This is a genomic window from Rhodopseudomonas sp. BAL398, from assembly GCF_033001325.1.
Lineage (GTDB): Bacteria > Pseudomonadota > Alphaproteobacteria > Rhizobiales > Xanthobacteraceae > JARJEH01.
Genome location: NZ_CP133111.1, coordinates 2,436,307 through 2,461,815, shown reverse-complemented (window position 1 = coordinate 2,461,815; position 25,509 = coordinate 2,436,307). Strand labels below are relative to the sequence as shown.

The following is a 25,509-nucleotide window of genomic DNA, read 5'->3' as shown; positions in this document are numbered from 1 at the left end:
AGGGCAGAGCGCAGCGAAATGAGCGCTGAATGCTGAGCGAGATTCCGGGTTCGCTCGCAGCAAAGCTGCTCGCGCCCCGGAATGACGAACACGGCGTGCTTCTCCGGTCGCATTTATTGCCGCGTCAGTACGCCGATGCGCAGATAGGGGCCGCTGCGATGATAGCTGTCGTCGACATAGCCGGCGGCGGCAGACCATTCCGATTGGCCGATCCGCAGTCCGGTGAGATGCACGCCGATTTTGGTTTGCCGGCTGAGCTCATCGGCCGCGCCACAAAGCTCCGGGCCGACCCAGAATCTGTCATAGAGCCGCCAGCCGGCGGCGACACGCGCGCCATAGCCGTGGCCGATCGTGGTGACGTAAAATGATGACGCCAGCATCAGCTCCGGGATCGGCTGCGCCCAGATCTCGGCGGCGAGGCGCGCGCCGATCGTCGTGCCGCGTAGCGGGGCGTCGATGACGTCCGGTGTCAGATGATGATGTTCCAGATCGAGTCCGGCGAACAGCTTGAGCTCGAATGCGCCGCGCTTGAACCGCCAGCCCGGCAACAGCGAAGCGCGGACAATATTGGTGGCGTAATCGACGGTCGGGGTGCGGTAGTGCTCGATGCCGTCGGAGGCGAACATCCGCACAATGAAGCCGTCGCTGTCGAGATCGCTCGCCGACCATTGCAGCCCGCCATAGCCGGCCAGGCTGTTGCGCCACAGATCGAACCCGCCGAACAGCAGCAAACGTTCGGGCCGCGCGCCGCCGCTGAGATGGTCGACAGGCGGTGGCGCGGTCGGTGCTGTCTGGGCGAGCGCATCTTCGCCGTGGGCCATGATGGCCGCGGCCATGCACGCCACCCGCGCCAGCCCAACGCAACGCACCGCAACAAACCCTTACGCTCGAGGTGTTTGTCTCGATCAGCGTCGTATTAAAGCCGCTGGGTCGGTGCCTGTCCAGCGTCACGCCAGGTTCGAACTAATCGGGATTGGCCGGATGGCGGCGCGCCCGCGCGATGGCCTGTTCGAGCGCGACGGCGAGCTGGCGATCGGTATCGGCGAGCCCATCGACATAGGCCTCGGACAGCGACAGGCCTTCGGGCGAGGCGGGGTCGGCGCGCGCCACTTTTTCGAAATGATGCCGCAGGGTCTCTGGCGAGGGATGCGACCTGATCAAGGCGGCCGCGAAGTTCATCAATCCCTTGATCTGGCCGTTCATGAAATCGATTTTGTCCATCGTCTGTTCCCTTGTTGCCGAACGCCACATTAGCAGCCGCTCCGACGGAGCCGAATTGATCCGGCGCAAGGGCGCGAGACCGCTGATCGCGCGCCTATGTCAGCCGCTTGATCAATTCCATCGCCGCGGCCGGCGCGCGCACCTTGCCTTCATGGATGACGTAGGCGAACACGTCGCGCTTTTGCTGTTTCGGCTTGGTGGCGGTGATCCTCGGCAGATCCGTGGGCTCGCCGCCGCCAGCCCAGTCCCGCAGCCGCTCGACCCAGGCGTCGAGCGCCTTCGGCGGATAGCCGGTCTTGACCGTGTCCTTGCCCTTCTGCAGCCGGGCATAGACGAAGTCGCCGGTGATATCGGCGATCGCCGGGTAGCTGGCGTGTTCGGAGAACACCACCGGGGTCTTGAAACGGCGCAGCAATGTCACGAAGGCCGGGATACAGAAACTGTCATGGCGGACCTCGACGACATGGCGCAGCGGGCGGCCATCGAGCTTGCGGGGCAGCAGTTCAAGAAAGGCGCCGAAATCGGCCTCGTCAAATTTCTTGGTCGGCGCGAATTGCCACAGCACCGGGCCGAGCCGGTCGCCGAGCTCGAGCACGCCGGAATCGTAGAACCGGGCGATGCTGTCCCCGGCCTCCGCCAGCACCCGGCGGTTGGTTGCAAAGCGCGGCCCTTTCAACGCGAATACGAAGCCGTCCGGCACCTCGCTTTTCCATTTGCGGAAGCTTTCCGGCTTTTGCGAACCGTAAAACGTGCCGTTGATCTCGATCGAAGTCAGCTTGGAGGCGGCATATTCCAGCTCCTGCCGTTGCGGCAACTTGTCAGGATAGAACACCCCGCGCCACGGTGCGAAGGTCCAGCCGCCGATGCCGACGCGGATCATGCCGGATTTGTTTTTCATTTGAGGCTTCCCCTTGCGCGATGATGCCATCATCCCTATCTATCACTCAACGGCGACGTTGATGCTTCATAGCACCGGCGCTGGAACGACCACTGAATAGCTTGGCTGCGCCGGATGTACGCGCTCCTGTTGTTCGTGGTCGTTGGCATTTCTGGGGTGCATTTCCACCCGTTTTTCAAATATTCCAGAGTTCGTGACTGGTTTAGGCCCGCGCTCACCTTGGCAGCGCCCGATGCCACCGATATAGGCTGGCGCCATGAACCAAGCCATCAGACTGGGCACCGGACCGCAATCGCAGACAAGCGCTCCGCTGCAGCTGTCGATCATCGTCCCCACCTTCAACGAGCGCGACAATGTGCTGGCGCTGTTCCACAAGCTGGACGCGGCGCTGGCCGGGGTGGCCTGGGAGGTGATTTTCGTCGATGACAATTCGCCCGACGGCACCGCCGATCTGGTGCGCGACCTTGGCCAGCGCGATGGCCGCGCGCGCTGCTTGCGGCGGATTGGACGGCGCGGCCTGTCCGGCGCCTGCATCGAGGGGATTCTCGCCTCCAGCGCGCCCTATGTGGCGGTGATGGACGCCGATCTGCAGCATGACGAGTCCCAGCTCGGCAAGATGCTGGGACTGTTGCAAAGCGGCGCCGCCGAATTGGTGGTCGGCAGCCGTTACGTCGCCGGCGGCAGCGCCGACAGCTTCAACAAACGGCGCGCCGACGTCAGCGCGCTGGCGACCGCATTGGCCAGGCGGGTGCTGCGGGTCGAGATCGCCGATCCGATGAGCGGGTTCTTCATGATCCGCCGCGACCGGTTCGAGCAATTGGCGCCGCAGCTGTCCACCCAGGGCTTCAAGATCCTGCTCGACGTCGTGGCGACCGCGCGCGGCAATCTGCGGATCGTCGAGGTTCCCTTCACCTTCGGCACGCGGCTGCACGGCGAGAGCAAGCTCGATTCCATGGTGGTGCTGGATTTTCTCGGCCTGCTGCTGGCGAAATACACCAATGACATCGTATCGCTGCGCTTTTTGCTGTTCGCCGGCGTCGGATCGATCGGCGTGGTGGTGCATTTCCTCGGTCTGTTCGCCGCGCTGCGGCTGGTCGGACTGCCGTTTCCGCAGGCGCAGGCTTGCGGCGCGATCCTGGCCATGACCAGCAATTTCGTGCTCAACAATTTCCTGACCTATCGCGACCTGCGGCTGCGCGGGCTCGGCATTCTGCGCGGGCTGTTGCTGTTTTATTTAGTGTGCAGCGTCGGGCTGCTGGCCAATGTCGGCGTCGCCTTCTCGGTCTATAATCAGGAGCCGATCTGGTGGCTGGCGGGCGCGGCGGGAGCGCTGATGGGCGTGGTCTGGAACTACGCGATGTCCGGCCTGTTCGTCTGGCGCAAGCGATAACCGCGATGGACATCACGCAGCGGCGGCTGGTTCGCGCCACGATCTTGATCGTCGCCATGTTGGTGGCATTGCGGCTTGCCGCCGCGGCGCTGACGCCGCTGAGCTTCGACGAGGCCTATTACTGGACCTGGTCGAAGCACCTCGCCGCCAGCTATTACGATCATCCGCCGATGGTCGCCTGGGTGATCCGTCTCGGCACCATGATCGCCGGCGACACCGCGTTCGGCGTCCGGCTGGTGTCGGTGCTGCTGGCGCTGCCGATGAGCTGGGCGACCTGGCGCGCGGCCGAATTGTTGTTCGGCGACCGCCGCGTGGCAGCCAGCGCCGCCATCCTGCTCAACGCCACCATGATGGCCGCCGCCGGCACCGCCATCGTCACGCCGGACGCGCCGCTGCTGGTGGCGTCGAGCTTCGTTCTGTACGCCTTGGCGCAGGTGGTGGCGACCGGCCGCGGGCTGTGGTGGCTCGGCGTCGGCACCGCGGTGGGCGCGGCACTGCTGTCGAAATACACCGCGCTGTTCTTCGGGCCGGCGATCCTGATCTGGCTGGTCGCGGTGCCGGATCTGCGGTGCTGGCTGCGCTCGCCCTGGCCCTATCTCGGCGGGCTGATCGCGCTTGGGATGTTCGCCCCGGTGATCCTGTGGAACGCGGATCACCAATGGATGTCCTTCACCAAGCAATTCGGCCGGGCCCGGGTCGACGGCTTCCATCCCGGCTTCATCGCCGAACTGTTTCCGACGCAATTCATGCTGGCGACGCCGCTGGTGTTCATCCTCGGCACGATGGGGCTCTATGCCTTGCTCCGCCGCGACACCGGAACGGCGGCGGCGCGCGGCCTGATCAATGCGACGGTGTGGACCATCTTCGGCTATTTCGTCTGGCATGCGACCCATAGCCGGGTCGAGGGCAATTGGTTGAGCCCGATCTATCCGGCCTTCGCGGTCGCCGCTGCGGTGGCGGCGACGATGGTGCAATGGCCGCCGCAGCAACAGCGCCTGGTCGATTTCTGCCGGCGCTGGGCGGTGCCGGGCAGCGCGGCGCTGTTCGTGCTGATCATCCTGCAGGTCAATACCGGGCTGCTGACCGGCTACAAGCGCGACGCCAGCGTGCGGGCGATCGGCGTCGGCGTTCCCCGCATGGTCGGCGAGATCGAGGCGGTGCGCCAGCGCGTCGGCGCGTCCTGCGTGGTCGCCGACGATTACGGCACCACCTCCTGGCTTGCCTTCTATCTGCCGAAGGGGACCTGCGTGGCGCAGCGCAACGAGCGCTATCGCTGGACCAACACGCCGGAGCCCGATCCGGCGCGACTCGCCGGCAAGCTGCTGCTGGTCGGCGTCGACAATGCCGCCACGCAGCCGGAGGTGGCGCCGCATTTCGCGCGGATCGACAAGGTCGGCGTGGTCACCCGCCAGCGCGGGCCGCTGGTCGTCGACCGCGTCGAACTCGATACGCTGGAAGGCGCCACAGGCGCCGTGCTCGATCGCTCGCCACCGGCGCGCTGAGGGGTGGCGCGCCCGGCGGCATCACTTTAGTCTAACCGGCGAAAAGCTGACAAATCCCGTCGGCTTTATGCTAGGGCAGGCCGCTTCCTGCGCGCCACCCGCGCGTGTCCCGACATGCCAACAACATGAGTGTGATGATGACCGAAACGGTTCTGATCGTGGGGGCCGGACATGCCGGCTTTCAAGTCGCCGTATCGTTGCGCCAGGCCAAGTTCGCCGGGCGCATCTGCCTGATCAACGACGAAAAGCATCTGCCTTATCAAAGGCCGCCATTGTCCAAGGCCTATCTGAAGGGCGAGGGCGCGGCTAATTCGCTGATGTTCCGGCCGGAGAGCTTCTTCACCGATCAGAATATCGAGTTGATTTCCGACCGCGCCGCCGCGATCGACCGCAAGGCGCATAAGGTTTTGCTGCAGTCCGGCGCGTCGCTCGATTACGGCCATCTGGTGCTGGCGACCGGCGCGCGCAACCGCCTGCTCGACGTGCCGAATGCGACGCTCGACGACGTGTTGTATCTGCGCACGCTGGACGAGAGCGAGCTGGTGCGACAGCGGATGGCGCAGCGCAAGCACGTGGTGGTGGTCGGCGCCGGATTCATCGGCCTGGAATTCGCCGCCACGGCGCGCGCCAATGGCCTCGAGGTCGACGTCGTCGAGCTGGCGCCGCGGGTGATGTCGCGCGCGGTGACTCCGGAAATCTCCAGCTATTTTCACGATCGCCACACCGCGGCGGGAATCCGGATCCATTACGGCGTGCGCGCCACCGAGATCGAAGCCGAGAACGGCCGCGTCACCGGCCTCAGCCTCAGCGACGGCCGGGTGTTGCCCGCGGATCTGATCGTGGTCGGCGTCGGCGTCATTCCCAATGTCGAATTGGCGGCCGCGGCGGATCTGCCGGTGGCGTCCGGCGTCATCGTCGACGAGCACCTGCTGACCGCCGATCCGGCGATTTCGGCGATCGGCGATTGCGCGCTGTTCGCCAGCGAGCGGTTCGGCGAAGCGATGCGGCTGGAATCGGTGCAGAACGCCACCGACCAGGCGCGCTGCGTCGCCGCGCGGCTGACCGGCGAGGCCAAAAACTATGACGGCTATCCGTGGTTCTGGAGCGACCAGGGCGACGACAAGCTGCAGATCGCCGGGCTCACCGCCGGTTTCGATCAAGTGGTGGTGCGCGGCAGCGTCGCCGAACGTTCGTTCTCGGCGTTCTGCTACAAGGCCGGCAAGTTGATCGGGATCGAATCCGTCAACCGCGCCGCCGACCACGTGTTCGGCCGCAAGATGCTCCCGACCGGGCGTTCGATTGCCCCGGAGCAGGCGTCGGATCTGGCCTTCGATCTGAAAAAGGCGATGGCGGCGTAACGCTCGCCATCGTCCACGGCCGGCATGGCCGGGCTTAGCTAAACCGCCGCCGCGAATTCGCGCTTCACCGCCTCGATATCGGTCAGCGTCGGCAGCCCGGCCTCGTTGCCGAGCCGCTGGATCTTGTAGGTCGAGGCGGCGCGGGCGAATTCGAAATGCTCGGCCCAGCTTTTTTCCGGACTGTTGAGATAGGAAAACACATAGGCGCCGTGGAACACGTCGCCGGCGCCGTTGGTGTCGAGCACGCGCTCGCGCGGGATCGACAAGGCCGGCAGGGTCCGGACGTTGCCGGTTTCGTCGTACCACAACAACCCGCGCTCGCCCTGGGTCACGCCGCCGACCCGGCAGCCGCGGCTCTTGAGATAGTCCAGCATTCTGTCCGTGGTCATGTCCATCTGCTCGCATAGACGTTCGGCGACGATGGCGATGTCGATGAATTCCAGCAGCTCATGGGTGTTGGTGCGCAGGCCGCCGCCATCCAGCGAGGTCAGGATGCCGGCGTCGCGGCACAATTTGGCGTAGTGAATGGCGGCATCGGGCTGATGGCCGTCGACATGCAGGGCTCGGCATTTGCCGAGGTTGAGCACCGGAAACGGATGGATATGTTCGTCGTCGCGGCAGCGCACGATCGCGCGCTTGCCGTCCTTCGGCATGATGAAGGACAGCGACGAGGAATTGACCTTGCGCGGATGGATCTCGATTCCGTATTTCGCGCCCATGTCCTGAAACATCCGCCCCAGCCAGTCATTGGCGACGGTGGCGATCAGGTCGGGCACGATCCCGAGCTTGGCGCAGCAGAACGCCGCGGTGACGGCGTTGCCGCCGAACGACACAGCGTAGTCGGACGCGACGTGCTTCTCGTCGCCGGTTGGCATGTGGTCGGTGATGAAGGTGACGTCGATATAGGTCTGTCCGATGAAGAGGGCGTGCATGAATGATCCACTGAAACGAGTCCGACCCGGCCCTTATAGCTTAACATCGCTTATCGCGCTGCATTCGCCGAAATTATTCGCAACCGGGCGGATGTTGGGGTAGCCATGGGGTGGGCTGGTGGCCGCGGCGTTTGACCGCGGTTTCGAGGCTCCCACAACACCGCAGGGGAGGACGCGCAATGTCCATCTATTCTGGCGACGTGTTCGATATGGCGGCGAATCAGTTCACGGTGATCGCCAACCATCTGGCGATCCCGATGGACGAGCGCGACCGGTTGCTGCTGCCCAAACGGGCAATCACGGTGTCGTGCCCGATCCACCGTGACGACGGCTCGGTGGCGGTGTTCGAGGGCTATCGGGTCCAGCATCATCTCACCCTCGGCCCCACCAAGGGCGGCACCCGCTTCGCCCCCAGCGTCGATATCGGCGAGGTCGCCGCCCTGGCGATCTGGATGAGCTGGAAATGCGCGCTGGTCGGGCTGCCCTATGGCGGCGCCAAGGGTGGCATCAGGGTCGACCTGTCGACGATCTCGAAGCGCGAGTTGGAAACGCTGTCGCGCCGCTACATGCAGGAGATGATTCCCTTCGTCGGCCCGCACACCGACGTCATGGCGCCCGACATGGGCACCAACGAACAGGTGATGGCGTGGTTCATGGACACCTATTCGATGTATCAGGGCCGCACCGTCACCGAGATCGTCACCGGCAAGCCGGTGGCGTCGGGCGGCACGCTGGGCCGGCGCGAGGCCACCGGGCGCGGCGTCGCCCATCTGGCCAAGCGGGTGATGGACGAATTGTCGATCGACCTCAACAACGCGACCGCGGTGATCCAGGGCTTCGGCAATGTCGGCTCCTACGCGGCGCTGCAATTGCACAGTTTCGGGCTCAAGGTGATCGCGGTCAGCGACCACACCGGCGCGCTGTTCGACGCCCAAGGTCTCGATATTCCGGCCTTGATGCGGCACTGCGCCGAATATGGCAGCATCGCCGGCTATTCGACCCAGTTGCAATTCGATCCGGCGCAGATCCTGACGCTGGCCTGCGACGTGCTGGTGCCGGCGGCGATGGAGCGGGTGATCGACGCCGCCACTGCCGCGAAGCTGCAATGCCGGGTGCTGGCCGAGGGCGCCAACGGCCCGACCACGCCGGACGCCGATCTGGTGCTGGAGCAGCGCCGCGACGAGGTGTTCCTGATCCCCGACATCCTGTGCAATTCCGGCGGCGTCATCGTCAGCTATTTCGAATGGGTGCAGGATCTGCAGCAGCTGTTCTGGGAAGAGGCCGAGGTGATGCGGCGCGAATACCAGATCCTGGATCGTGCCTTCGAACACATGATCGCCCGCGCCAAGGCCGACAATATCCCGCACCGCACCGCCGCGATGGCGATCGGGGTGGAGAAGGTGCGCTCGGCCAAGAACACCAGGGGGCTGTTTCCGTAGGCTTGAGGACGGACCAGGTAGTTCAACGAGGTTCGGTGACGCCAAGAAGTCATTGCGAGGAGCTGTTGCGACGAAGCAATCCAGTCTGTGCGCGGCTTCCCTGGATTGCTTCGCTGTCGGTCGACGCGTCGCGCCGACCTCGGCTCGCAATGACGACTTCGGTGCAGAAAAAGTAAACCAGCGACGGCTTAGAATTCGTCATTAGGAGAGCGCCTGCGGCGGAGCGATCGGGTCTGCAAATCGAGTCTTGGAAGTCCAGTCTTGCAAATACACACGATTGCGCTGTCTAGCTGGCGTTGACTGACAAAGCGTCCGTCCAAGAACAATGTCCGAGGGAGCAGCCAATGATCACCGCGATTGATCACGTCGTCGTTCTGGTCGCCGATCTCGCGGCGGCAACCGCCGCCTATGAATTGCTGTTGGGGCGCGCGCCGGCCTGGCGCAGCAGCGCCGATGGTTCGCAGACCGTGCTGTTCACGCTGAGCAATATGACGCTGGAACTGATGGCGCCGTCCGGCGACGGTGCGATCGCCGAACGGATTCGACAGGTCATCAAATTACAGGGCGAGGGTTTGGCCAGCCTGTGCTTTCGCGTCGGCGACATCGCGACAATGCATCGTCGGCTGGAGCGTGTGGCGCTGAAGCCCGATGCCATCGCCGAGGTCGAGAGCCGCGACACCGCGTCCGGCGCCACACTGTCCTGGAAGCGGACGCGTGCGGCAACCGTCGTGACGCGCGGCGTCCGGCTGTTCTTTCTCGAGCTCGCATCGGAGCGGCCGGATTCGCCGATCAGCGGCGTGGCGCCGATCACCGGGCTCGATCACATTGTGGTCTCGACCGCCGACCCCGAGCGCGCCGCCGCATTGTACGGCGCGCGGCTCGGGCTCGATTTGCTGCTCGACCGCTCGCATCAGGATTGGGGCCAGCTGATGTTCTTCCGTTGCGGCGATCTGATCGTCGAGGTCGTGCGGCGTCCGGTGGCCGGCTCTGACGCCGACCATGATAAATTGTGGGGCCTGAGTTGGCGCTGCGACGATCTCGACGCCACCAGGGCGCGGCTTCTCGCCGCCGGCATCCTGGTGTCGGAGCCGCGCGCCGGCCGCAAGCCCGGGACCCGGGTGGTCACGGTGCGCAGCTCGACATGCGGAATCCCGACTCTGCTGGTGCAGCCGGCGCCACCGGTGGGGTGATACGGTGTATTGGTCTGATTTCGATACCGAAGCGCCAAGGTGCGGAACGGGAGCAAGACATCCACCGCTGCTTGGCCTTTCCGGGCGCGCTGCGAATGTCGATCCTGAAGGGCGGCCCCCGGCAAGCCACCGAGTAGGAGGCACCGACCCGGAATTCCAATAACTGGCCTCTTGTTAAGGTCGAGCCGATACTTTATTTTGACCAAGTGGTCGAGAGGTCTGCATTGTGGACCGATGGGATTGAGTTATCCCACTCGGCCGCCTTTTGTATCATGCATCTTTTATATTTGGATGATTCCGGTTCCGTCGGGAACGCAGCTGACCGCCACATAGTTTTGGCGGGGATTTCCGTTTTTGAACGACAACCCCACTGGTTCGGTCAGCGGATGGACGAGATCGCGGCTCGCATTTGGCCAGCTTCGCCTAATCTCGAATTTCGCGGCACCGACATGCTTACCGGCAAGAAGCACTGGCGAGGGGTCGGCTATGATGACCGCGTGCGCGCCTACAAGGAAGTACTTCGGATCGTCGGAACATCCAATCAAGTGACGCTGTTCGGGGCTGCCATCCATAAAGCGGCTGTTTCTCCCGACGACCCTATGGAATTCGCCTTTGAGCATATCATAAACCGGTTCGACCGGTTTTTAGGACGGCTCCACAAGGCATCAAATACTCAGCGTGGGCTTATTATTCTGGACGAGTCCTCTTATGAAACGTCTCTCCAGGGTTTGGCCCGCAACTTTAAAACCTTGGGCCATCGATGGGGCCAAATTTACAACATGGCGGATGTGCCGATGTTTGTGAATTCCAAAGCCACTCGGTTGATCCAGTATGCCGACCTGATCGCGCATGCGGTGCGGCGCTACTATGAATACGGCGATGCCACGTTTTTTGACCTCTTCTCGCACAGATTCGATGCGGTCGGAGGCGTCATGCATGGCCTTGTTCACAAGCCTCCGGCGGGGGAGCAGTGCAATTGCTTGTCCTGCCGCCATCGGCCCTAGTTTCAAACTGAGGCATTATCCGTCGTGGACTGACTATGTCACCACGCACGGCACGCTGAGATAGCCGCGGAATCGGACCCGGCCGCCGCGCAGCGGCGCGCCGTCGAGCTGGTAGTTCGGAAACCGCGCGAGAAAGCGGCTGATGGCGATGGCGCCTTCGAGCCGCGCCAGCGCCATGCCGGCGCATTGATGCGCCCCGGTGCCGAACGCCAGATGCCGGTTCGGCGCGCGGGCGATATCGAAGCGGTCGGGATCTGGAAATTGCGCCGGGTCGCGGTTGGCGGCGCCGATGCACAGCGTCACTGACGTATTGGCCGGCATCGTGACGCCGCCGATTTCGACCTCGGTCGTGGCAATGCGGTTGCCGAGCTGGTTCGAGCTCTCATAGCGCAGGATCTCCTCGACCGCGGTCTTGATCAGCGCCGGATTGTCGATCAGCCGCTGCTTTTGCTCGGGGTGGGCGGCCAGCGCCACCAGCCCGTTGCCGATCAGATTGGTGGTGGTCTCGTGCCCGGCATTGAGAAGGAAGATGCAATTGTGCAGCAGTTCTTTGGCGCTCAGCTGTTCGCCGCCGCTCTCGCCCTGGATCAGCCTGGTCAGCACGTCGCGGTCGGGATTGCCGGGCTTGGCCCGTCGCCGCGCCACCAGGGACTCCAGATAGGCGAGGAAATCGCGAACCGAGTCATTGCCGCGCGTAAACACCTCGGCGCTGATCACCGGCTCCAGCGCGCCGAGGATCGACAGCGACCAGTCGCGCAGCGGTGCGCGCTCGTCCTTTGGGATGCCGAGCAGATTGCCGATCACTTCGATCGGAATTGCCGCGGCGAAATCCTCGATCAGGTCGACCCGGCCCTTGGCCGCCAGGCGGTCGAGCAGCCGCTCCACCAGGGCCACCAGATCGGGCTCCATCTCGGCGATCGCGCGCGGCGACAGCGCGCCGGTGATCAACCGGCGGACCCGGCTGTGGGCCGGCGGATCGTTGAACACGAGGCTGGTGGTGTGATGCTCGAACAGCAGCGAGTCGCCGTATTTCGGCGCGAATTCGCGCTTCTTGTCGGACGAGAACGAAGCGGTGGCCTTGTAGGCGGTGACCAGATCGTCATAGCGGGTCAGGAAGTAACCGCCGGTGCCGAGCCGCTTGACCGGCGCGTGCCGGCGCAGGGCGTGATAGGTCGGGTAGGGGTCGGCGTAAAAGTCCGGCGTCAGCCGGGCGAGATCGAACGTCGCCGCCAGATCTTCAGCCGAAACCGGGGCCGCGTTCGAAGCCAAGGTCGACGCCAAGTTCGAAACCGAGTCACCTGGGGGCATTTCCATCTCTTCTGCTTTTTGCAGAATATAGGTCAATCCGACCGGCATCGTCGACCGCGCCGTCGGAGTGTCGCCGCGCTGCCCGGATGTTCCGGCCAGGCCGCCGCTCGGCAGCTTCGCGGCGATGATGCCCAATCCGGCGCATTTCACATTTTAGTGCGCTGCAGCAATCGCGATTGACTTTGACCAAGGTGAGTGCTTACTCACGACAATGAGCTCAATGCGGATGACCAGCGATTTGCGTCGGGAATTGATCCTGAACGCGGCGAAGCGGTGTTTTGCCCGCCACGGCTTCGCTGGCACCACGACCAAGAGCGTGGCGGCGGCCGCGTCGATTTCGGAGGGGCTGCTGTTCAAGCATTTCCCCACCAAATCGGCGCTCTACGCGGAAATTCTGGCCGACGAGTGCGATGCGGACCCGGGTCTTAAAGGCCTGCTGGCGCTGGAGCCCTCGACCGAGACCCTGGTGGTGCTGGTGCGCGGCATGGTGGGCCATTTTCGGCAGGCCTCCGAGGCTCCGGAGCAGGAGGAGGCCCAACGGTTGCGGCTGATGATGACCAGCCAGATCGATGACGGAGAATTCGCCCGGTTTCTTTACGAAAAAATAGGGAGTTTGATTGGACCTGTGTTTACAGCATCACTGGATCGCGCGGTCGCGGCCGGAGATGCGTCACGGGTCGGCCGCGAATCCCTGAACCTGTTCTGGTTTGCGCACCACACTGTCTTCATGGCCGCGCTGTCGCGATTGCCGGCTGTGCCCTGTCTGACCTATGGCAACGCCGCCGATCTCGAACGACAGACCTGTGAATTTATTCTGCGTGGAATTGGACTGAACGAAGCCGCAATTGCCGAGCATCTGGATCGCGAGTTGTCGCCGGATCAGATGCGAGCGGTAGCCAGAGAAAGTGTATGATATGACGATTGCGACAGAATCTCCGGCGACGGCGCGCGCCACCGCCCCGGAGCCACGCCCGCGTCCGGTGCGGATGGTCCGCTGGTTCATCATCGTCGGGCTGTTGCTGGCCTTGCTGGTGGTTGGTCTGGTCGGCTTCAACGCCTTTCGCAGCCACATGATCGCGAAGTTCTTCGCCGACAACAAGCCGCCGCCGGTCAGCGTGACGGTGGCGACGGCGAAATCCGAGGTGATCCCCAATCTGCTGACCGCGGTCGGCGATCTGGCGGCCGTGCACCAGGTCAACGTCACTTCCGACGTCAATGGCCGCGTCACCGACATCATGTTCACCGCAGGCAGCAAGGTGACGGCCGGCACGCCGCTGGTGCAGCTGTTCGATGGTCCCGATCAGGGTGATCTTGCCAATTTCACCGCCCAGGCCAAGGCGGCCGAGCTGGCGCTGGACCGCGCCAAGCAGCTGGCCGCGCGGCAGTTCGGGCCGCAGGCCACCGTCGACAACGCGCAGGCGGCCTATGACCAGGCCAAGGCGGGGATCGCCAAGACCCAGGCGGTGATTTCGCAGAAGCTGGTGCGCGCGCCGTTCGACGGCGTGCTCGGCGTTCGTCACGCCGAAGTCGGCCAATATCTGACGGCCGGCACCCAGATCGTGTCGCTGACCGATCTGTCGCGCGTCTATGCGAATTTCACCGTGACCGAAAAGGACAGCGGCACCCTGAAAGTCGGCCAGATCGTCCGCGTCGCGGTCGACGCCTATCCGGGCAAGGTGTTCGAAGGCAAGCTCACCGCCATCGAGCCGCAGATCAGCACCGAGACCCGCAACATCCGGGTGCAGGCGACGATCGACAATCCCGATCAGATCCTCAAGCCCGGCATGTTCGCCACCACGACGGTGGTGTTGCCCGACAAGCCAGCGGTGATCACCGTGCCGGAAACCGCGGTCGAATACACGCTGTATGGCGACTCGGTCTATCTGATCACCGAAAACAAGGCCGACGACGGCAAGACCAATCTGACCGCCGTGCGCACCTTCGTGCGGACCGGCGACCGGGCGCATGGCCGGGTGGTGATCACCTCTGGATTGAAGGCGGGCGACCGCGTCGTCGCGGTCGGTCAGCTCAAGCTGCAATCCGGCGCGGCGGTCGAGATTTCGACCGATCCGCCGCCGCCGATACCGGCGAACCCGCCGCTGAACTGAGCCACGCTCCGGAGCGGCGCCGCGCGCCGCTCCGGACGACTGTCGCGTTGAGAGTGAATCGGAGCGCGATACGTCGCCATCCGATGATCGAAGACTTTATCGCATCCTTGCGCGCGCCGATCATGGTCGCACGTGACGATGCCGTTACGGAGCGCCCGCAATGGCCATCACCGATATCTTCATCAAGCGGCCGGTGCTGGCGCTGGTGGTCAGCCTGCTGATCCTGCTGATCGGCTTCAAGGCCGCGACCTCTTTGCCGATCCGGCAATATCCGAAGCTCTCGAACACCGTGGTCACCATCACCACGACCTATCCGGGCGCGTCGCCGAACCTGATGCAGGGCTTCATCACCACGCCGATCGAACAGGCGGTCGCCGCCGCCGAAGGCGTCGACTACATGACCTCGGCCTCGACCCAGGGGCAGAGCCTGATCTCGGTGTTCATCAAGCTCAATGTCGACCCCAACCAGGCGCTGACCGAGGTGCTGTCGAAGGTCAATTCGGTCAAATATCTGATCCCGAAAGAAGCCAACGATCCGGTCATCCTGAAGTCGACCGGGCAGACCACCGCGGTGATGTATATCGGCTTCTCCAGCACCGAACTGTCCGGCTCGGCGATCTCCGACTATCTGACGCGCGTGGTGCAGCCGGTGCTGTCCACCGTGGACGGCGTCGCTTCGGCCGACATTCTCGGCGGGCAGACCTTCGCGATGCGGATCTGGCTCGATCCGGCGCGGATGGCCGGTCGCGGGGTGTCGCCCGACGATGTCGCCGCCGCGATCCGGGCCAACAATTTCCAGGCCGCCGCCGGACAGACCAAGGGCTATTTCATCGTCTCCAACGTGACGGCGAACACCGACCTGCAGAACGTCGAACAGTTCAAGCGCATGACCATCAAGGCCAAGGACGGCGGCTTCGTGCGGATGGAGGACGTCGCCACCGTCGAACTGGGGGCGCAGAGCACCGATTCCAGCGTCGCGTTCAGCGGCGAGCGCGCGATCTTCATCGGCGTGCAAGCGACGCCGCAGGGCAATCCGCTCAACATCGTGAGCGGCGTGCGCGCGCTGTTTCCCGACATCGAGCGCAATCTGCCGCCGTCGATGAAAATGAAAGTCGCCTACGATTCCACCAAATTCATCCGCTCGTCGATCGACGAGGTGGAAAAGACGCTGATCGAAGCGGTCGGCATCGTGATCGTGGTGATCTTTCTGTTCCTGGCCTCGTTCCGCTCGGTCATCATCCCGGTGGTGACGATTCCGCTGTCGCTGATCGGCGTCTGCAGCCTGATGCTGGTGATGGGATTCAGTATCAATCTGCTGACGCTGCTGGCGATGGTGCTGGCGATCGGTCTGGTGGTCGACGACGCCATCGTGGTGGTGGAGAACATCCATCGACATCTGGAGGAGGGCAAGAGTCCGGTCCAGGCGTCGCTGCAGGGCGCGCGCGAGATCGTGACGCCGGTGATCTCGATGACGATCACGCTGGCGGCGGTGTACGCGCCGATCGGATTCCTCGGCGGCCTCACCGGGTCGTTGTTCCGCGAATTCGCCTTCACGCTGGCTGGCTCGGTGATCGTCTCCGGGGTGATCGCGCTGACGCTGTCGCCGATGATGTGTTCGGTGCTTTTGAAACCGCACGACCAGGGCTGGTTCGGCAAGAAGGTCGACGGCGTGTTCGGCGCCCTGACCCGCTGGTATGGCCGCCGACTCGACCGCTCGCTCGACTATCGCCCGGTCACCGCGTTGTTCGCGGTGGTGATCCTCGGCCTGGTCGGATTCCTGTATACGCACACGTCGAAGGAACTGGCGCCCGAAGAGGATCAGGGCATCGTGTTCGCGGTGCTGAAGGGGCCGAAATACGCCAATATCGACTATACCCAGTTCTACAGCTCGAAGATGGACAAGGTCTTCGCCAGCTTCCCGGAAACCGACCTGCGCTTCGCGATCGACGGCACCAACGGCCCCAGCAACGGCATCGCCGGCATGCTGCTCAAGCCGTGGGACGAGCGCGAGCGCTCGTCGATCCAATTGAAGCCGCTGGTGCAGGCCAAGCTCAGCAAGATCGAGGGCGTCAGCGCCTTCGCCTTCAACCTGCCGCCGCTGCCCGGCGGTCCCGGCGGTTTGCCGGTGCAGATGGTGATCAACTCGACCAGCAGCTTCCGCGCCGTCTATGAACAGATGATCAAGTTGAAGGACGCGGCGCGCAAGAGCGGGCTGTTCATCGTCTCCGACAGCGATCTCGACTTCAACCAGCCGGTGGTGCGGGTCAAGATCGATCGCTCCAAGGCCAATGATCTCGGCATCACCATGGCGCAGATCGGCGGCACGCTGTCGAATCTTCTCGGCGGCAACTACACCAACCGCTTCAACCTCGAGGGCCGCTCCTATCAGGTGATCCCGCAGGTGCCGCGTGACCTGCGGCTGTCGCCGGAGGCGCTGGGCAAATACTATGTGCCGAGCGCGACCGGCCAGCAGGTGCCGCTGTCGACGCTGGTGTCGATCGAGACCGCGACCGATCCCAACGCGCTGACCCACTTCAACCAGCTGAATTCGGCGACCTTCCAGGCGGTGCCGATGCCCGGCGTCACGGTCGGCCAGGCGGTCGACTTCCTGGAGGCGCAGGCCAAGAACCTGCCGTCCGGCTTCGGTCATGATTATCTGGCCGACGCCCGGCAGTACGTCCAGGAAGGCAACCAGCTCGCCATCACTATGGGCTTCGCGTTGATCATCATCTTCCTGGTGCTCGCGGCTCAGTTCGAAAGCCTTCGCGATCCGTTGGTGATCCTGATCAGCGTGCCGATGGCGATCTCGGGCGCGTTGATCCCGCTGTTCTTCGGCGTCGCCACCATCAACATCTACACCCAGGTCGGGCTGTTGACGCTGATCGGCCTGATCAGCAAGCACGGCATCCTGATGGTGGAGTTCGCCAAGGAGCTGCAGCTCAATGAGGGGCTGGACAAGCGCTCGGCGATCGAGATGTCGGCGCGGGTCCGGTTGCGGCCGATCCTGATGACCACCGCCGCGATGGTGACCGGCCTGCTGCCGCTGCTCACCGCCTCCGGCGCCGGCGCCGCCAGCCGGTTCTCGATCGGCCTCGTGGTGGTGTCGGGCATGTCGATCGGCACGCTGTTCACGCTGTTCGTGCTGCCGGCGGTCTATGTGGCGATCGCCACCGACCATCGCGCCCAGGCCGATTCCGAGCGCGCCAGGGAGATCGGCGATTTCGACCTGGAAGAACACGCTTCGCCGTCGCTGAAGCCGACCTGAGCCTGGCTTCATAACGGCTTGACGATGTGATGGCGGACCGAGATATCGGCCCGCCATTTTCATATCAATCAGCCGGCCGCGATCCATCCCGTTTGAAAAATGTATCCGTGTCCCGGGCGCGATGCGGCATTCTTCATGCCGCTTCGCAGAACCGGGACCCCGCTTTCGGGCGTCGTTTGAACCGGGGCCCCGGCTCTGCAGCGCACCACGCCGCTGCGCGGCGCGTTGCGACTGCGTCCGGGGCACGCAGAACTGATAGGCAGGGCGATTGCGACTACTGCCGCGACGGCGTGTCCTGCATCATGGGCTCGCCTGCATCCGCCGCCGCGCCATTCACCGCGTGGCAGGCCACGCCGCCGATCAGTTCGGGGCGCTCGACGCGGCAGCGGTCGAAGGCTTCGGGGCAGCGCGGATGGAAGGCGCAGCCGCTCGGCGGATCGATCGGGTTGGGGATTTCGCCCTGCACCGGAATCCGCGCCCGGCCGCTCATCGCCAGATCCGGCACCGCGCCGAGCAGCATTCGCGTATAGGGCATCCGCGGATTGGCGAACAGATCGCGGCCGTCGGCGATTTCGACGATGCGGCCGAGATACATCACGCCGACCCGGCTCGCCATGTGGCGCACCACCGCCAGATTGTGGCTGATGAACAGATAGGTCAGGCCCAATTTGTCCTGCAGGTCGCGCATCAGATTGAGGATCTGGGCCTGCACCGACACGTCGAGCGCCGAGGTCGGCTCGTCGCAGACGATGAACTCCGCCTCCGAGGCCAGCGCACGGGCGATGGCGATGCGTTGCCGTTGGCCGCCGGAGAATTGATGCGGAAATTTTCGGCCATCATCGGGGTGCAAACCGACCAGACTGAGCAATTCGCCGACCCGGGCGCGGATCGCCGCATTGCCCTGGATCAGATCGAAGGCGCGGATCGGCTCGGCCACGATGGCGTCGACCCGCATTCGTGGATTGAGGCTGGCATAGGGATCCTGGAAGATCATCTGGATCCGCCGGCGCAATTGTCGGCGCGCCTGCGCCTGCGCCGGATCGCTCATCGAGACGCCGTCGATGGTGACGGCGCCGGAGGAGGGCGGCAGCAGCCCGACCACCATCCGCGCCACCGTGGTCTTGCCGGAGCCGGATTCGCCGACCAGCGCGAAGGTCTCGCCGCGCGCGATGGTGAAGGAGATGCCGTTGACGGCCTTGAGAAACTCCTTGTCGCCGCCTTCGATGACGCGGTTCAGCCATGGCTTGGAAACGTCGAACACGCGATGCAGAGCCGTAACCTCGATCAGGGCCGGGCTCACGCGGCGTGCTCCTTCGATGCGCCGTCATACAGATGGCAGGCGACCTGCTGGCTGCCTTGCGGGAGTGGCTCCGGACGATCGACGCGGCAGCGCTCGAAGGCGAAGTCGCAGCGCGGATGGAAGGCGCAGCCCGGCGGGATCGCCGACAGCCGCGGCATCGAGCCCGGAATCTGCACCAGCCGAGTCGCCTCGCCGGCCAAGGTCGGGATCGCGCCCATCAGGCCCTTGGCGTAAGGGTGCAGCGGCTGCTGCACCACGTCGCGCACCGGGCCGATCTCGGCGACGCGGCCGGAATACATCACCGCGACGCGGTCGGAGGTTTCGGCGATCACGCCCATATCGTGGGTCACCAGCATCACCGCGGTGCCGTGGTCGCGGCCGAGCCGCTTGATCAGCGTGATGATCTGCGCCTGCACCGAGACGTCGAGCGCGGTGGTCGGCTCGTCGGCGATGATCAGCTCCGGTTCGGCGCAGATCGCCAGCGCGATCACCACGCGCTGCCGCATTCCGCCGGAGAATTCGTGCGGATAGGCGTCGATGCGTTTCTCCGGGCCGGGAATCCCGACCTCGGCCAGCAGATCAATGGCGCGCTGGCGCGCCGCCGCCGGCGACAGGTCGAGATGGGTGCGGATGGTCTCGACCAATTGATCGCCGATCCGGTACAGCGGGTTGAGGCTGGTCAGCGGGTCCTGGAAGATCATGCCGATGCGCTTGCCGCGGATCTTGCGCAATTCTTCCGGCGGCAGATTGTCGATCCGCAGCCCCGACAGCCAGATCTCGCCGCCGCTGATGCGGCCGGGCGAATCGATGAGCCCGATCACCGCAAGGCCAGTGACGGATTTGCCGGCGCCGGATTCGCCGACCACGCCCAGCACCTCGCCGCGGGCGATGTCGAACGACACGCCGTCGATGGCGCGCAGCACGCCGCGGCGGGTGGGGAATTCGACCCGCAGATTGCGCACCGAGAGCACGGGTTCGGTCATGGCGTCGGGCCTCGCAGAAAGCGCGTCATAGCAGCCTCGGATTGAGCGCATCGCGCAGCCAGTCGCCGAGCAGATTGATCGACAGGATCAGCGCCGCCAGCGCGAAGCCCGGAAACGCCACCACCCACCATTCGCCGGAGAACAGATAATTGTTGCCGATCCGGATCAAGGTGCCGAGCGACGGCATGGTGTCGGGCATGCCGGAGCCGAGAAAGGACAGCGTCGCCTCGGTGATGATGGCGAGCGCGAGGTTGATGGTGGCGATCACCAGCACCGGACCCATCGCGTTGGGCAGCACGTGGCGCCACATGATCTTGGTGGCCGGCAGCCCGATCAGTTGGGCTGCGGCGACATAGTCCTTGGTCTTCTCGACCATCACCGAGCTGCGCACGGTGCGGGCATATTGCACCCAGAAGCTCAGCCCGATCGCGAATACCAGCACCGCCAGCATGGTGCGCTCGTCGAGCTTGTTGCCGAGCGCCGACTTCACCACGCCGTCGATCAACAGTGCAATCAGGATCGCCGGGAAGGTCAGCTGCACATCGGCGATACGCATGATCAGGCTGTCGATCCAGCCGCCGACATAGCCGGCGATCAGCCCGAGCACGATGCCGATCGAGGCGGCGAGGCCGACGCCGAGAATGCCGACCAGCAGCGAGACCCGCAGCCCGTAGAGGATCGCCGACAGCACGTCGCGGCCCTGTTCGTCGGTGCCGAGCAGGAACGGGCTCTGGCCGGCGGCGCTCCACAGCGGCGCGATCCGCGAATTCAGCAGTTCGAGCTGCGCCGGATCGAACGGATCCTGCACTGCCAGCAGCGGCGCGAAGATCGCGGCGAGGAAGAAGATGAGGGTGACGAGGGCTGCAGCCATCGCCAGCTTCGAGCGCAGGAAGGCGTGCAGCACGTCGCTGTCGCCGATCCGGGCGATCAGGCCGCCGCGCGGCGTGGGCTCCAGCAGCGCCTGTTCGGCGGATTCCGGCACCAAGGTTTCGGTCATCGCGGCCCCGCCCTCATGCGGCTCGTCCCATGCTGCTGCGCAGCCGCGGATCGACCAGGGTGTAGAGAATATCCACCAGCAGGTTGATGGTGACGAAGATCAGCGACACCACCAGAAGGTAGGCCGCCATGATCGGGATGTCGACATTCTGCACCGCCTGCACGAATAGCAATCCCATTCCCGGCCATTGAAACACCGTCTCGGTGATGATGGCGAATGCAATCACCGAGCCAAATTGCAGGCCGGCGACGGTGATCACTGGAACAAGCGTGTTTTTCAGCGCGTGGCCGAAATGGATGGCGCGGGTGGTGAGGCCGCGGGCGCGGGCGAAGCGGATATAGTCGGTGCGCAGCACTTCGAGCATTTCGGCGCGCACCAGCCGCATGATCAACGTCATCTGGAACAGGCCCAGCGTGATCGCCGGCATGATCAGCGCCTTCAGCCCGGAAACGGTGAGCAGCCCGGTGCTCCACCAGCCGATCCGCACCACCTCGCCGCGACCGAAGGAGGGCAGCCAGCCCAGCACCACCGCGAACAGATAGATCAGCAAGATCCCGATCAGGAAGGTCGGCAGCGAAATCCCGATCAGCGAGATCGCCTGCAACACGCTTGCCAGCCAGGAATCGCGGCGCAGTGCCGTATAGACCCCGATCATGATTCCGAACGCCATCGCCAGCACGGTGGCGACAGTTGCCAATTCCAGCGTCGCCGGCATCCGCTCTTTGAGCAATTGCGCCACCGGCTGGCGGAATTGATAGGAGACGCCGAATTTGAACTGTGCCGCATTGGTGAAATAGCGCGCGAACTGCACCACCACCGGATCGTCGAGGCCGAGCGATTTGCGGATCTCGGCGCGCTCGGCCGCCGAGGTATCCAGCGAGACGATCTGGTTGACCGGATCGCCGGCGAAGCGGAACATCGCAAAGGAGATGATGCCGACCGCGATCATCACGCCTACGGCCTGCAGCGCCCGGCGCAGAATGAAAGCCAGCATGAGATCCTTTCAGTGGTTGGCGAAGGCACCGGCTATCGTAGCGCCTGACATATCGGTCCGTCATTCCGGGGCGCGCAAGCGCCAGCTCGCGCGAACCCGGAATCTTGCTCCACGCTTGGCCTTGCGGCGAGATTCCGCGTTCGCTCACCCACGGGCTCGCGCCCCGGAATGACGCTCAAACTCTCGGGGACTGTGCCGACCACGGCATGTCCCGCATTGACCGTTCCCTCATTCCTGCTTGGTGGCCCAATACAGCAGCACCTGATTGTCGGGACGCTGGGTCAGCTTCACCTTCTTGGACACGCCCCAGGCCAGCGCCTGCTGGTGCAACGGGATATAGCTGTAGTCCTTGATGCCGATCTCGAAGGCCTGCTTGATCATCTGATCGCGCTTGGCGGTGTCGGACTCGACCAGGATCTTGTCGGTCAGCGCGTCGAGTTCCTTGTTGCAGTAGCCGCCCAGATTGGCCTCGCCGCGGGTCGGATCATTGGCGTCGTCGCGGCAGCCCATGATGTCGTGCAGCACGTTGTGGGAGTCCAGCGACGACGGGGTCCAGCCCAGCAGATAGAACGAGGTCTTGTAGCCGCCGGGCTTGAGCACCTTGCCGAAATACAGCGCCTTGGGCTGCGCCAACAGATCGACCTTGACGCCGATCCGCGCCAGCATGCCGACCACCGCCTGGCAGATCGCCGCGTCGTTGACGTAGCGGTCGTTCGGGCAATCCATCGTCAGTTCAAATCCGTCCGGATAGCCGGCCTCGGTGAGCAGCTTCTTGGCGGCAGTCGGGTCGGCCTTGGGGCGGGTGAAGTCCTTCGACAGCGCGAATAGTTGCGGGGCGATCATCAGCGCCGACGGCGTCGACAGCCCGCGCATCACGCGGTTCTTGATCAAGTCGACGTCGATTGCCTTGTAGAAGGCCTCGCGGACGCGGATGTCCTTGAACGGGTTCTTGCCCTTGACGTTGGAATACAGCAATTCGTCGCGGCTCTGATCCATGCCGAGGAAGATGGTGCGCAATTCCGGTCCGGTCATCACCGTGGCCGAGCCGCTGGCGTTGACGCGCTGGATATCCTGGATCGGCACCGGCTCGACGACGTCGACCTCACCCGACAGCAGCGCCGCGACGCGCGTCGAGTCGGAACTGATCGGGGTGAAGATGATCTCTTTCAGATTGTGCTCGGGCTTGCGCCACCAGCCGGGAAACGCCTTGTAGACCGTCTTGACGCCGGGCTGATGGCTTTCGACGATGAATGGTCCGGTGCCGTTCTCGTGCAGCGAGGCGTAGCTCGGCGAGGTCGCCGCCGCCGGCGTGGGCGCCACGGCGTCGTGTTCCTCGCACCACTTCTTGTCCATGATGTACCAGCTATCCCATTGCGAGATCAGAATGGGATTGGGCTTGTCGAGCATCACATCGACGGTGTGGTCGTCGACCTTGACGAATTTCGCGCCGGCCGGAACATTGGACAGGAAATTCGAACCCTTGCTGCGGACCCGCTCGGCGGAAAAGATCACGTCGTCGGCGGTGAAGGGATCACCATTGTGGAACTTGACGTTCTTGCGCAGATGGAAGCGCCAATGCGTGGGATCGAGCGTCTCCCAGCTTTCCGCCAGCGCCGGCACCGTCTTCAGATCCTTGTCGCGGGTGACCAGCCCCTCATAGAGGTGGGCGTGATGCGCGATCGTGGTGGTTTCCTTCAGCGTATAGGGATCGAGCGAGGTCAGGTTGCCCTGGTTGGCATAGCGCAGGGTCTGCGCCGAAGCCGGGATGGTGCAGAGGCCGATGAGGCAGGCGGCGGCGGCAGCAAGGAAAGGCGCGCGGATCATCATCGGGTCTCACTCTCCGTTGGACAAATGTCGAGCTCGTAACCTGTCGGTATTGTTGACGCAGTTTGACGGTCACGCAAGGAAATTTGCGCAGGCTGCATTGGGCCATTGAGCTAAAGGCGGTTTGCTTGTTGAAGGCTGCGCCATTAGCTATGGGCGATGAACCAGATCAGGACCGATGTGATTGTGCTCGGCGCCGGCATCGTCGGCGTCAGCGCCGCGCTGCATCTGCAGCAGCGCGGCCGCGACGTGGTGCTGGTCGATCGTCATGAATGCGCCGGCGAGGAGACCAGCTTCGGCAATGCCGGGCTGATCGAATGCGCCTCGGTGGTGCCCTATATGTTCCCCCGCGATATCAGGCACATCTTTCATTACGCGTTGAACCGTTCGACCGAATTGCACTATCAATTGTCCGGCCTGCCGGAGTTTCTGCCGTGGCTGGTGCGGTACTTTCTGGCGTCGTCGCCCGCGGGCGCGATGCGTAGTGCGATGGCAGCGCTGCCTTTAATTCAGCGCAGCCTGCTCGAACATGAGGCATTGATCGCCGAGGCCGCGGTGCCGGAATTGCTGCGCCGGACCGGCTGGATCAAACTGTTCCGCGACGAGTCCAGCCTGGACCAGAACATCTCCGAACTCGGCTTCGCCAAACGCTTCGGCATCGCGGCCGAGATTCTCGACCAGACGGCGATCGCCGCGCGCGAACCGAATCTGTCCGGCGAATTCGTCGGCGCGCTGTATTGGCCGACGCCCGGCTTCGTTCCCGATCCGGGCGCGCTGGTCAAAGCCTATGCGGCGTTATTTGCCCGCAAGGGCGGAAGGTTCATGGTCGGCGATGCGCGCGGCTTGCAACAGGATGGCGCGGGCTGGCGCATCGCGGTGCCGGGCGGCGCAATCGTGGCGCGCGACGTCGTGGTGGCGTTGGGACCGTGGTCGGATCTGGTGTTCAGGCCGCTGGGCTACAACATCCCGCTCGGCATCAAGCGCGGCTATCATTTGCATCTGGCGCCGCGCGGCAATGCCGTGCTCCACCATCCGGTGCTCGATGCCGATCGCGGATTTCTGCTGGCGCCAATGAATCGCGGCATCCGTCTCACCACCGGCGCGGAATTCGCCCGGCGCGACGCCGCACCATCGCCGGTGCAGATCGAACGCGCGCTGCCGCTGGCGCGCGCGCTTTTTCCGCTGGGCGAGGCGCTCGACGCCAAGCCCTGGATGGGCGCGCGGCCCTGCCTGCCGGACATGTTGCCGGTGCTCGGCAAGGCGCCGCGCCATCCCGGGCTGTGGTTCGATTTCGGCCACCAGCATCACGGGTTGACGCTGGGGCCGGCCACCGGCCGGCTGCTGGCCGAGGCGATCACCGGCGAACAGCCGTTCACCGACCTGCGGCCCTATGCGGTGGAGCGGTTCGGCTGAGCGGCGGCGATGCGTCAGATTGCTTGCATCGCGGCGGCGGGCGGCGATACTGGCGGTTGTGTTCGGAATGCGCCGTTGGGCGTCCGTGAAACGTGATTCAGGAGCGGATATGAAAGTCAACGTCGAGATCGATTGCACCCCCCAGGAAGCGCGGCAGTTCTTCGGGCTCCCGGATGTGCAGCCGATGCAGACCGCGGTGATGGACAAGCTGCAGCAGCAGATGATGGCCAATATCGAGAAGGTCTCGCCGGAAGCGCTGATGCAAAGTTGGTTCACCTTCGATCCCAAGCTCGCCGAGCGGTTTCAGGAGATGTTCGTCACCATGACGGGACTGGGATCCAGCCTCGGTACCAGCAAGGACAAGAAGTAGTTTGGCGGTCGCG

Annotated in this window: 21 protein-coding genes; 11 read left to right on the top strand and 10 right to left on the bottom strand. The window is 64.3% G+C overall.

Annotated features, from left to right (window positions below):
• Nucleotides 1-113: 113 nt before the first annotated feature.
• The 3 genes from bcsS to RBJ75_RS11715 form a co-directional block, all read right to left on the bottom strand.
• On the bottom strand, nucleotides 114-836 hold the full coding sequence (gene bcsS, locus RBJ75_RS11725) for a cellulose biosynthesis protein BcsS (protein ID WP_044406997.1): 723 nt from the start codon (nucleotides 834-836) through the stop codon (nucleotides 114-116).
• A 127-nt stretch (nucleotides 837-963) separates the two neighbouring features.
• Complete coding sequence (locus tag RBJ75_RS11720; protein ID WP_044407000.1) at nucleotides 964-1,221, bottom strand: hypothetical protein; 258 nt, start codon at nucleotides 1,219-1,221, stop codon at nucleotides 964-966.
• A gap of 94 nt (nucleotides 1,222-1,315) precedes the next feature.
• Nucleotides 1,316-2,119, bottom strand: coding sequence for a DUF72 domain-containing protein (locus RBJ75_RS11715; protein WP_044407003.1), 804 nt, complete (start codon nucleotides 2,117-2,119; stop codon nucleotides 1,316-1,318).
• A gap of 256 nt (nucleotides 2,120-2,375) precedes the next feature.
• Here RBJ75_RS11715 and RBJ75_RS11710 point away from each other — a divergent pair, with 256 nt between their 5' ends.
• From RBJ75_RS11710 to RBJ75_RS11700, 3 genes are all read left to right on the top strand, one after another.
• On the top strand, nucleotides 2,376-3,509 hold the full coding sequence (locus tag RBJ75_RS11710; protein WP_044407006.1) for a glycosyltransferase: 1,134 nt from the start codon (nucleotides 2,376-2,378) through the stop codon (nucleotides 3,507-3,509).
• 5 nt (nucleotides 3,510-3,514) lie between these two features.
• A complete protein-coding gene (locus RBJ75_RS11705; RefSeq protein WP_044407009.1) occupies nucleotides 3,515-5,011 on the top strand; it encodes a glycosyltransferase family 39 protein in 1,497 nt (498 codons plus the stop codon).
• A gap of 137 nt (nucleotides 5,012-5,148) precedes the next feature.
• Nucleotides 5,149-6,369: an NAD(P)/FAD-dependent oxidoreductase gene (locus RBJ75_RS11700; protein WP_080900906.1), complete on the top strand. Its 1,221-nt coding sequence runs from the start codon at nucleotides 5,149-5,151 to the stop codon at nucleotides 6,367-6,369.
• A gap of 38 nt (nucleotides 6,370-6,407) precedes the next feature.
• Here the strand turns inward: RBJ75_RS11700 and RBJ75_RS11695 are convergent, their stop codons facing one another.
• Nucleotides 6,408-7,301, bottom strand: a complete 894-nt coding sequence (locus tag RBJ75_RS11695; RefSeq protein WP_044407015.1) for a sugar kinase — start codon at nucleotides 7,299-7,301, stop codon at nucleotides 6,408-6,410.
• 179 nt (nucleotides 7,302-7,480) lie between these two features.
• Here RBJ75_RS11695 and RBJ75_RS11690 point away from each other — a divergent pair, with 179 nt between their 5' ends.
• The 3 genes from RBJ75_RS11690 to RBJ75_RS11680 all read left to right on the top strand — a co-directional run bounded on the left by RBJ75_RS11690 (nucleotide 7,481) and on the right by RBJ75_RS11680 (nucleotide 10,934).
• The gene (locus RBJ75_RS11690; RefSeq protein ID WP_044407018.1) at nucleotides 7,481-8,740 is read left to right on the top strand and encodes a Glu/Leu/Phe/Val family dehydrogenase; all 1,260 of its coding nucleotides are present in this window, start codon (nucleotides 7,481-7,483) and stop codon (nucleotides 8,738-8,740) included.
• Between the two features lie 344 nt (nucleotides 8,741-9,084).
• The gene (locus RBJ75_RS11685; RefSeq protein ID WP_044414526.1) at nucleotides 9,085-9,930 is read left to right on the top strand and encodes a VOC family protein; all 846 of its coding nucleotides are present in this window, start codon (nucleotides 9,085-9,087) and stop codon (nucleotides 9,928-9,930) included.
• Between the two features lie 272 nt (nucleotides 9,931-10,202).
• Nucleotides 10,203-10,934 carry a DUF3800 domain-containing protein gene (locus RBJ75_RS11680; protein WP_080901129.1) on the top strand — a complete coding sequence of 244 codons (732 nt, stop codon included), beginning with the start codon at nucleotides 10,203-10,205 and terminating at the stop codon, nucleotides 10,932-10,934.
• Nucleotides 10,935-10,967: 33 nt separating this feature from the next.
• Here RBJ75_RS11680 and RBJ75_RS11675 read toward each other — a convergent pair whose 3' ends face one another.
• On the bottom strand, nucleotides 10,968-12,377 hold the full coding sequence (locus tag RBJ75_RS11675; protein ID WP_411194504.1) for a cytochrome P450: 1,410 nt from the start codon (nucleotides 12,375-12,377) through the stop codon (nucleotides 10,968-10,970).
• 76 nt (nucleotides 12,378-12,453) lie between these two features.
• On the opposite strand from RBJ75_RS11675, the gene RBJ75_RS11670 reads away from it, so the two are divergent.
• The 3 genes from RBJ75_RS11670 to RBJ75_RS11660 all read left to right on the top strand — a co-directional run bounded on the left by RBJ75_RS11670 (nucleotide 12,454) and on the right by RBJ75_RS11660 (nucleotide 17,615).
• Nucleotides 12,454-13,155, top strand: a complete 702-nt coding sequence (locus tag RBJ75_RS11670; RefSeq protein WP_276156342.1) for a TetR/AcrR family transcriptional regulator — start codon at nucleotides 12,454-12,456, stop codon at nucleotides 13,153-13,155.
• 1 nt (nucleotide 13,156) lies between these two features.
• Complete coding sequence (locus tag RBJ75_RS11665) at nucleotides 13,157-14,350, top strand: efflux RND transporter periplasmic adaptor subunit (RefSeq protein WP_044418060.1); 1,194 nt, start codon at nucleotides 13,157-13,159, stop codon at nucleotides 14,348-14,350.
• Between the two features lie 160 nt (nucleotides 14,351-14,510).
• A complete protein-coding gene (locus RBJ75_RS11660) occupies nucleotides 14,511-17,615 on the top strand; it encodes a MexW/MexI family multidrug efflux RND transporter permease subunit (protein WP_044418058.1) in 3,105 nt (1,034 codons plus the stop codon).
• 274 nt (nucleotides 17,616-17,889) lie between these two features.
• Here the strand turns inward: RBJ75_RS11660 and RBJ75_RS11655 are convergent, their stop codons facing one another.
• The 5 genes from RBJ75_RS11655 to RBJ75_RS11635 all read right to left on the bottom strand — a co-directional run bounded on the left by RBJ75_RS11655 (nucleotide 17,890) and on the right by RBJ75_RS11635 (nucleotide 23,716).
• The gene (locus RBJ75_RS11655) at nucleotides 17,890-18,876 is read right to left on the bottom strand and encodes an ABC transporter ATP-binding protein (protein WP_411194522.1); all 987 of its coding nucleotides are present in this window, start codon (nucleotides 18,874-18,876) and stop codon (nucleotides 17,890-17,892) included.
• Between the two features lie 35 nt (nucleotides 18,877-18,911).
• Nucleotides 18,912-19,898 carry an ABC transporter ATP-binding protein gene (locus tag RBJ75_RS11650; RefSeq protein WP_044415739.1) on the bottom strand — a complete coding sequence of 329 codons (987 nt, stop codon included), beginning with the start codon at nucleotides 19,896-19,898 and terminating at the stop codon, nucleotides 18,912-18,914.
• Nucleotides 19,899-19,923: 25 nt separating this feature from the next.
• A complete protein-coding gene (locus RBJ75_RS11645; RefSeq protein ID WP_044415741.1) occupies nucleotides 19,924-20,895 on the bottom strand; it encodes an ABC transporter permease in 972 nt (323 codons plus the stop codon).
• A gap of 13 nt (nucleotides 20,896-20,908) precedes the next feature.
• Nucleotides 20,909-21,889: an ABC transporter permease gene (locus RBJ75_RS11640; RefSeq protein WP_044415743.1), complete on the bottom strand. Its 981-nt coding sequence runs from the start codon at nucleotides 21,887-21,889 to the stop codon at nucleotides 20,909-20,911.
• Between the two features lie 228 nt (nucleotides 21,890-22,117).
• Nucleotides 22,118-23,716 carry an ABC transporter substrate-binding protein gene (locus RBJ75_RS11635; protein ID WP_044415745.1) on the bottom strand — a complete coding sequence of 533 codons (1,599 nt, stop codon included), beginning with the start codon at nucleotides 23,714-23,716 and terminating at the stop codon, nucleotides 22,118-22,120.
• Between the two features lie 156 nt (nucleotides 23,717-23,872).
• Here RBJ75_RS11635 and RBJ75_RS11630 point away from each other — a divergent pair, with 156 nt between their 5' ends.
• Entirely contained in the window at nucleotides 23,873-25,126 is a 1,254-nt protein-coding gene (locus RBJ75_RS11630) for an FAD-dependent oxidoreductase (protein WP_044415747.1), read from the top strand.
• A 109-nt stretch (nucleotides 25,127-25,235) separates the two neighbouring features.
• Nucleotides 25,236-25,496, top strand: coding sequence for a DUF6489 family protein (locus RBJ75_RS11625; protein WP_044415749.1), 261 nt, complete (start codon nucleotides 25,236-25,238; stop codon nucleotides 25,494-25,496).
• Nucleotides 25,497-25,509 lie beyond the last annotated feature (13 nt).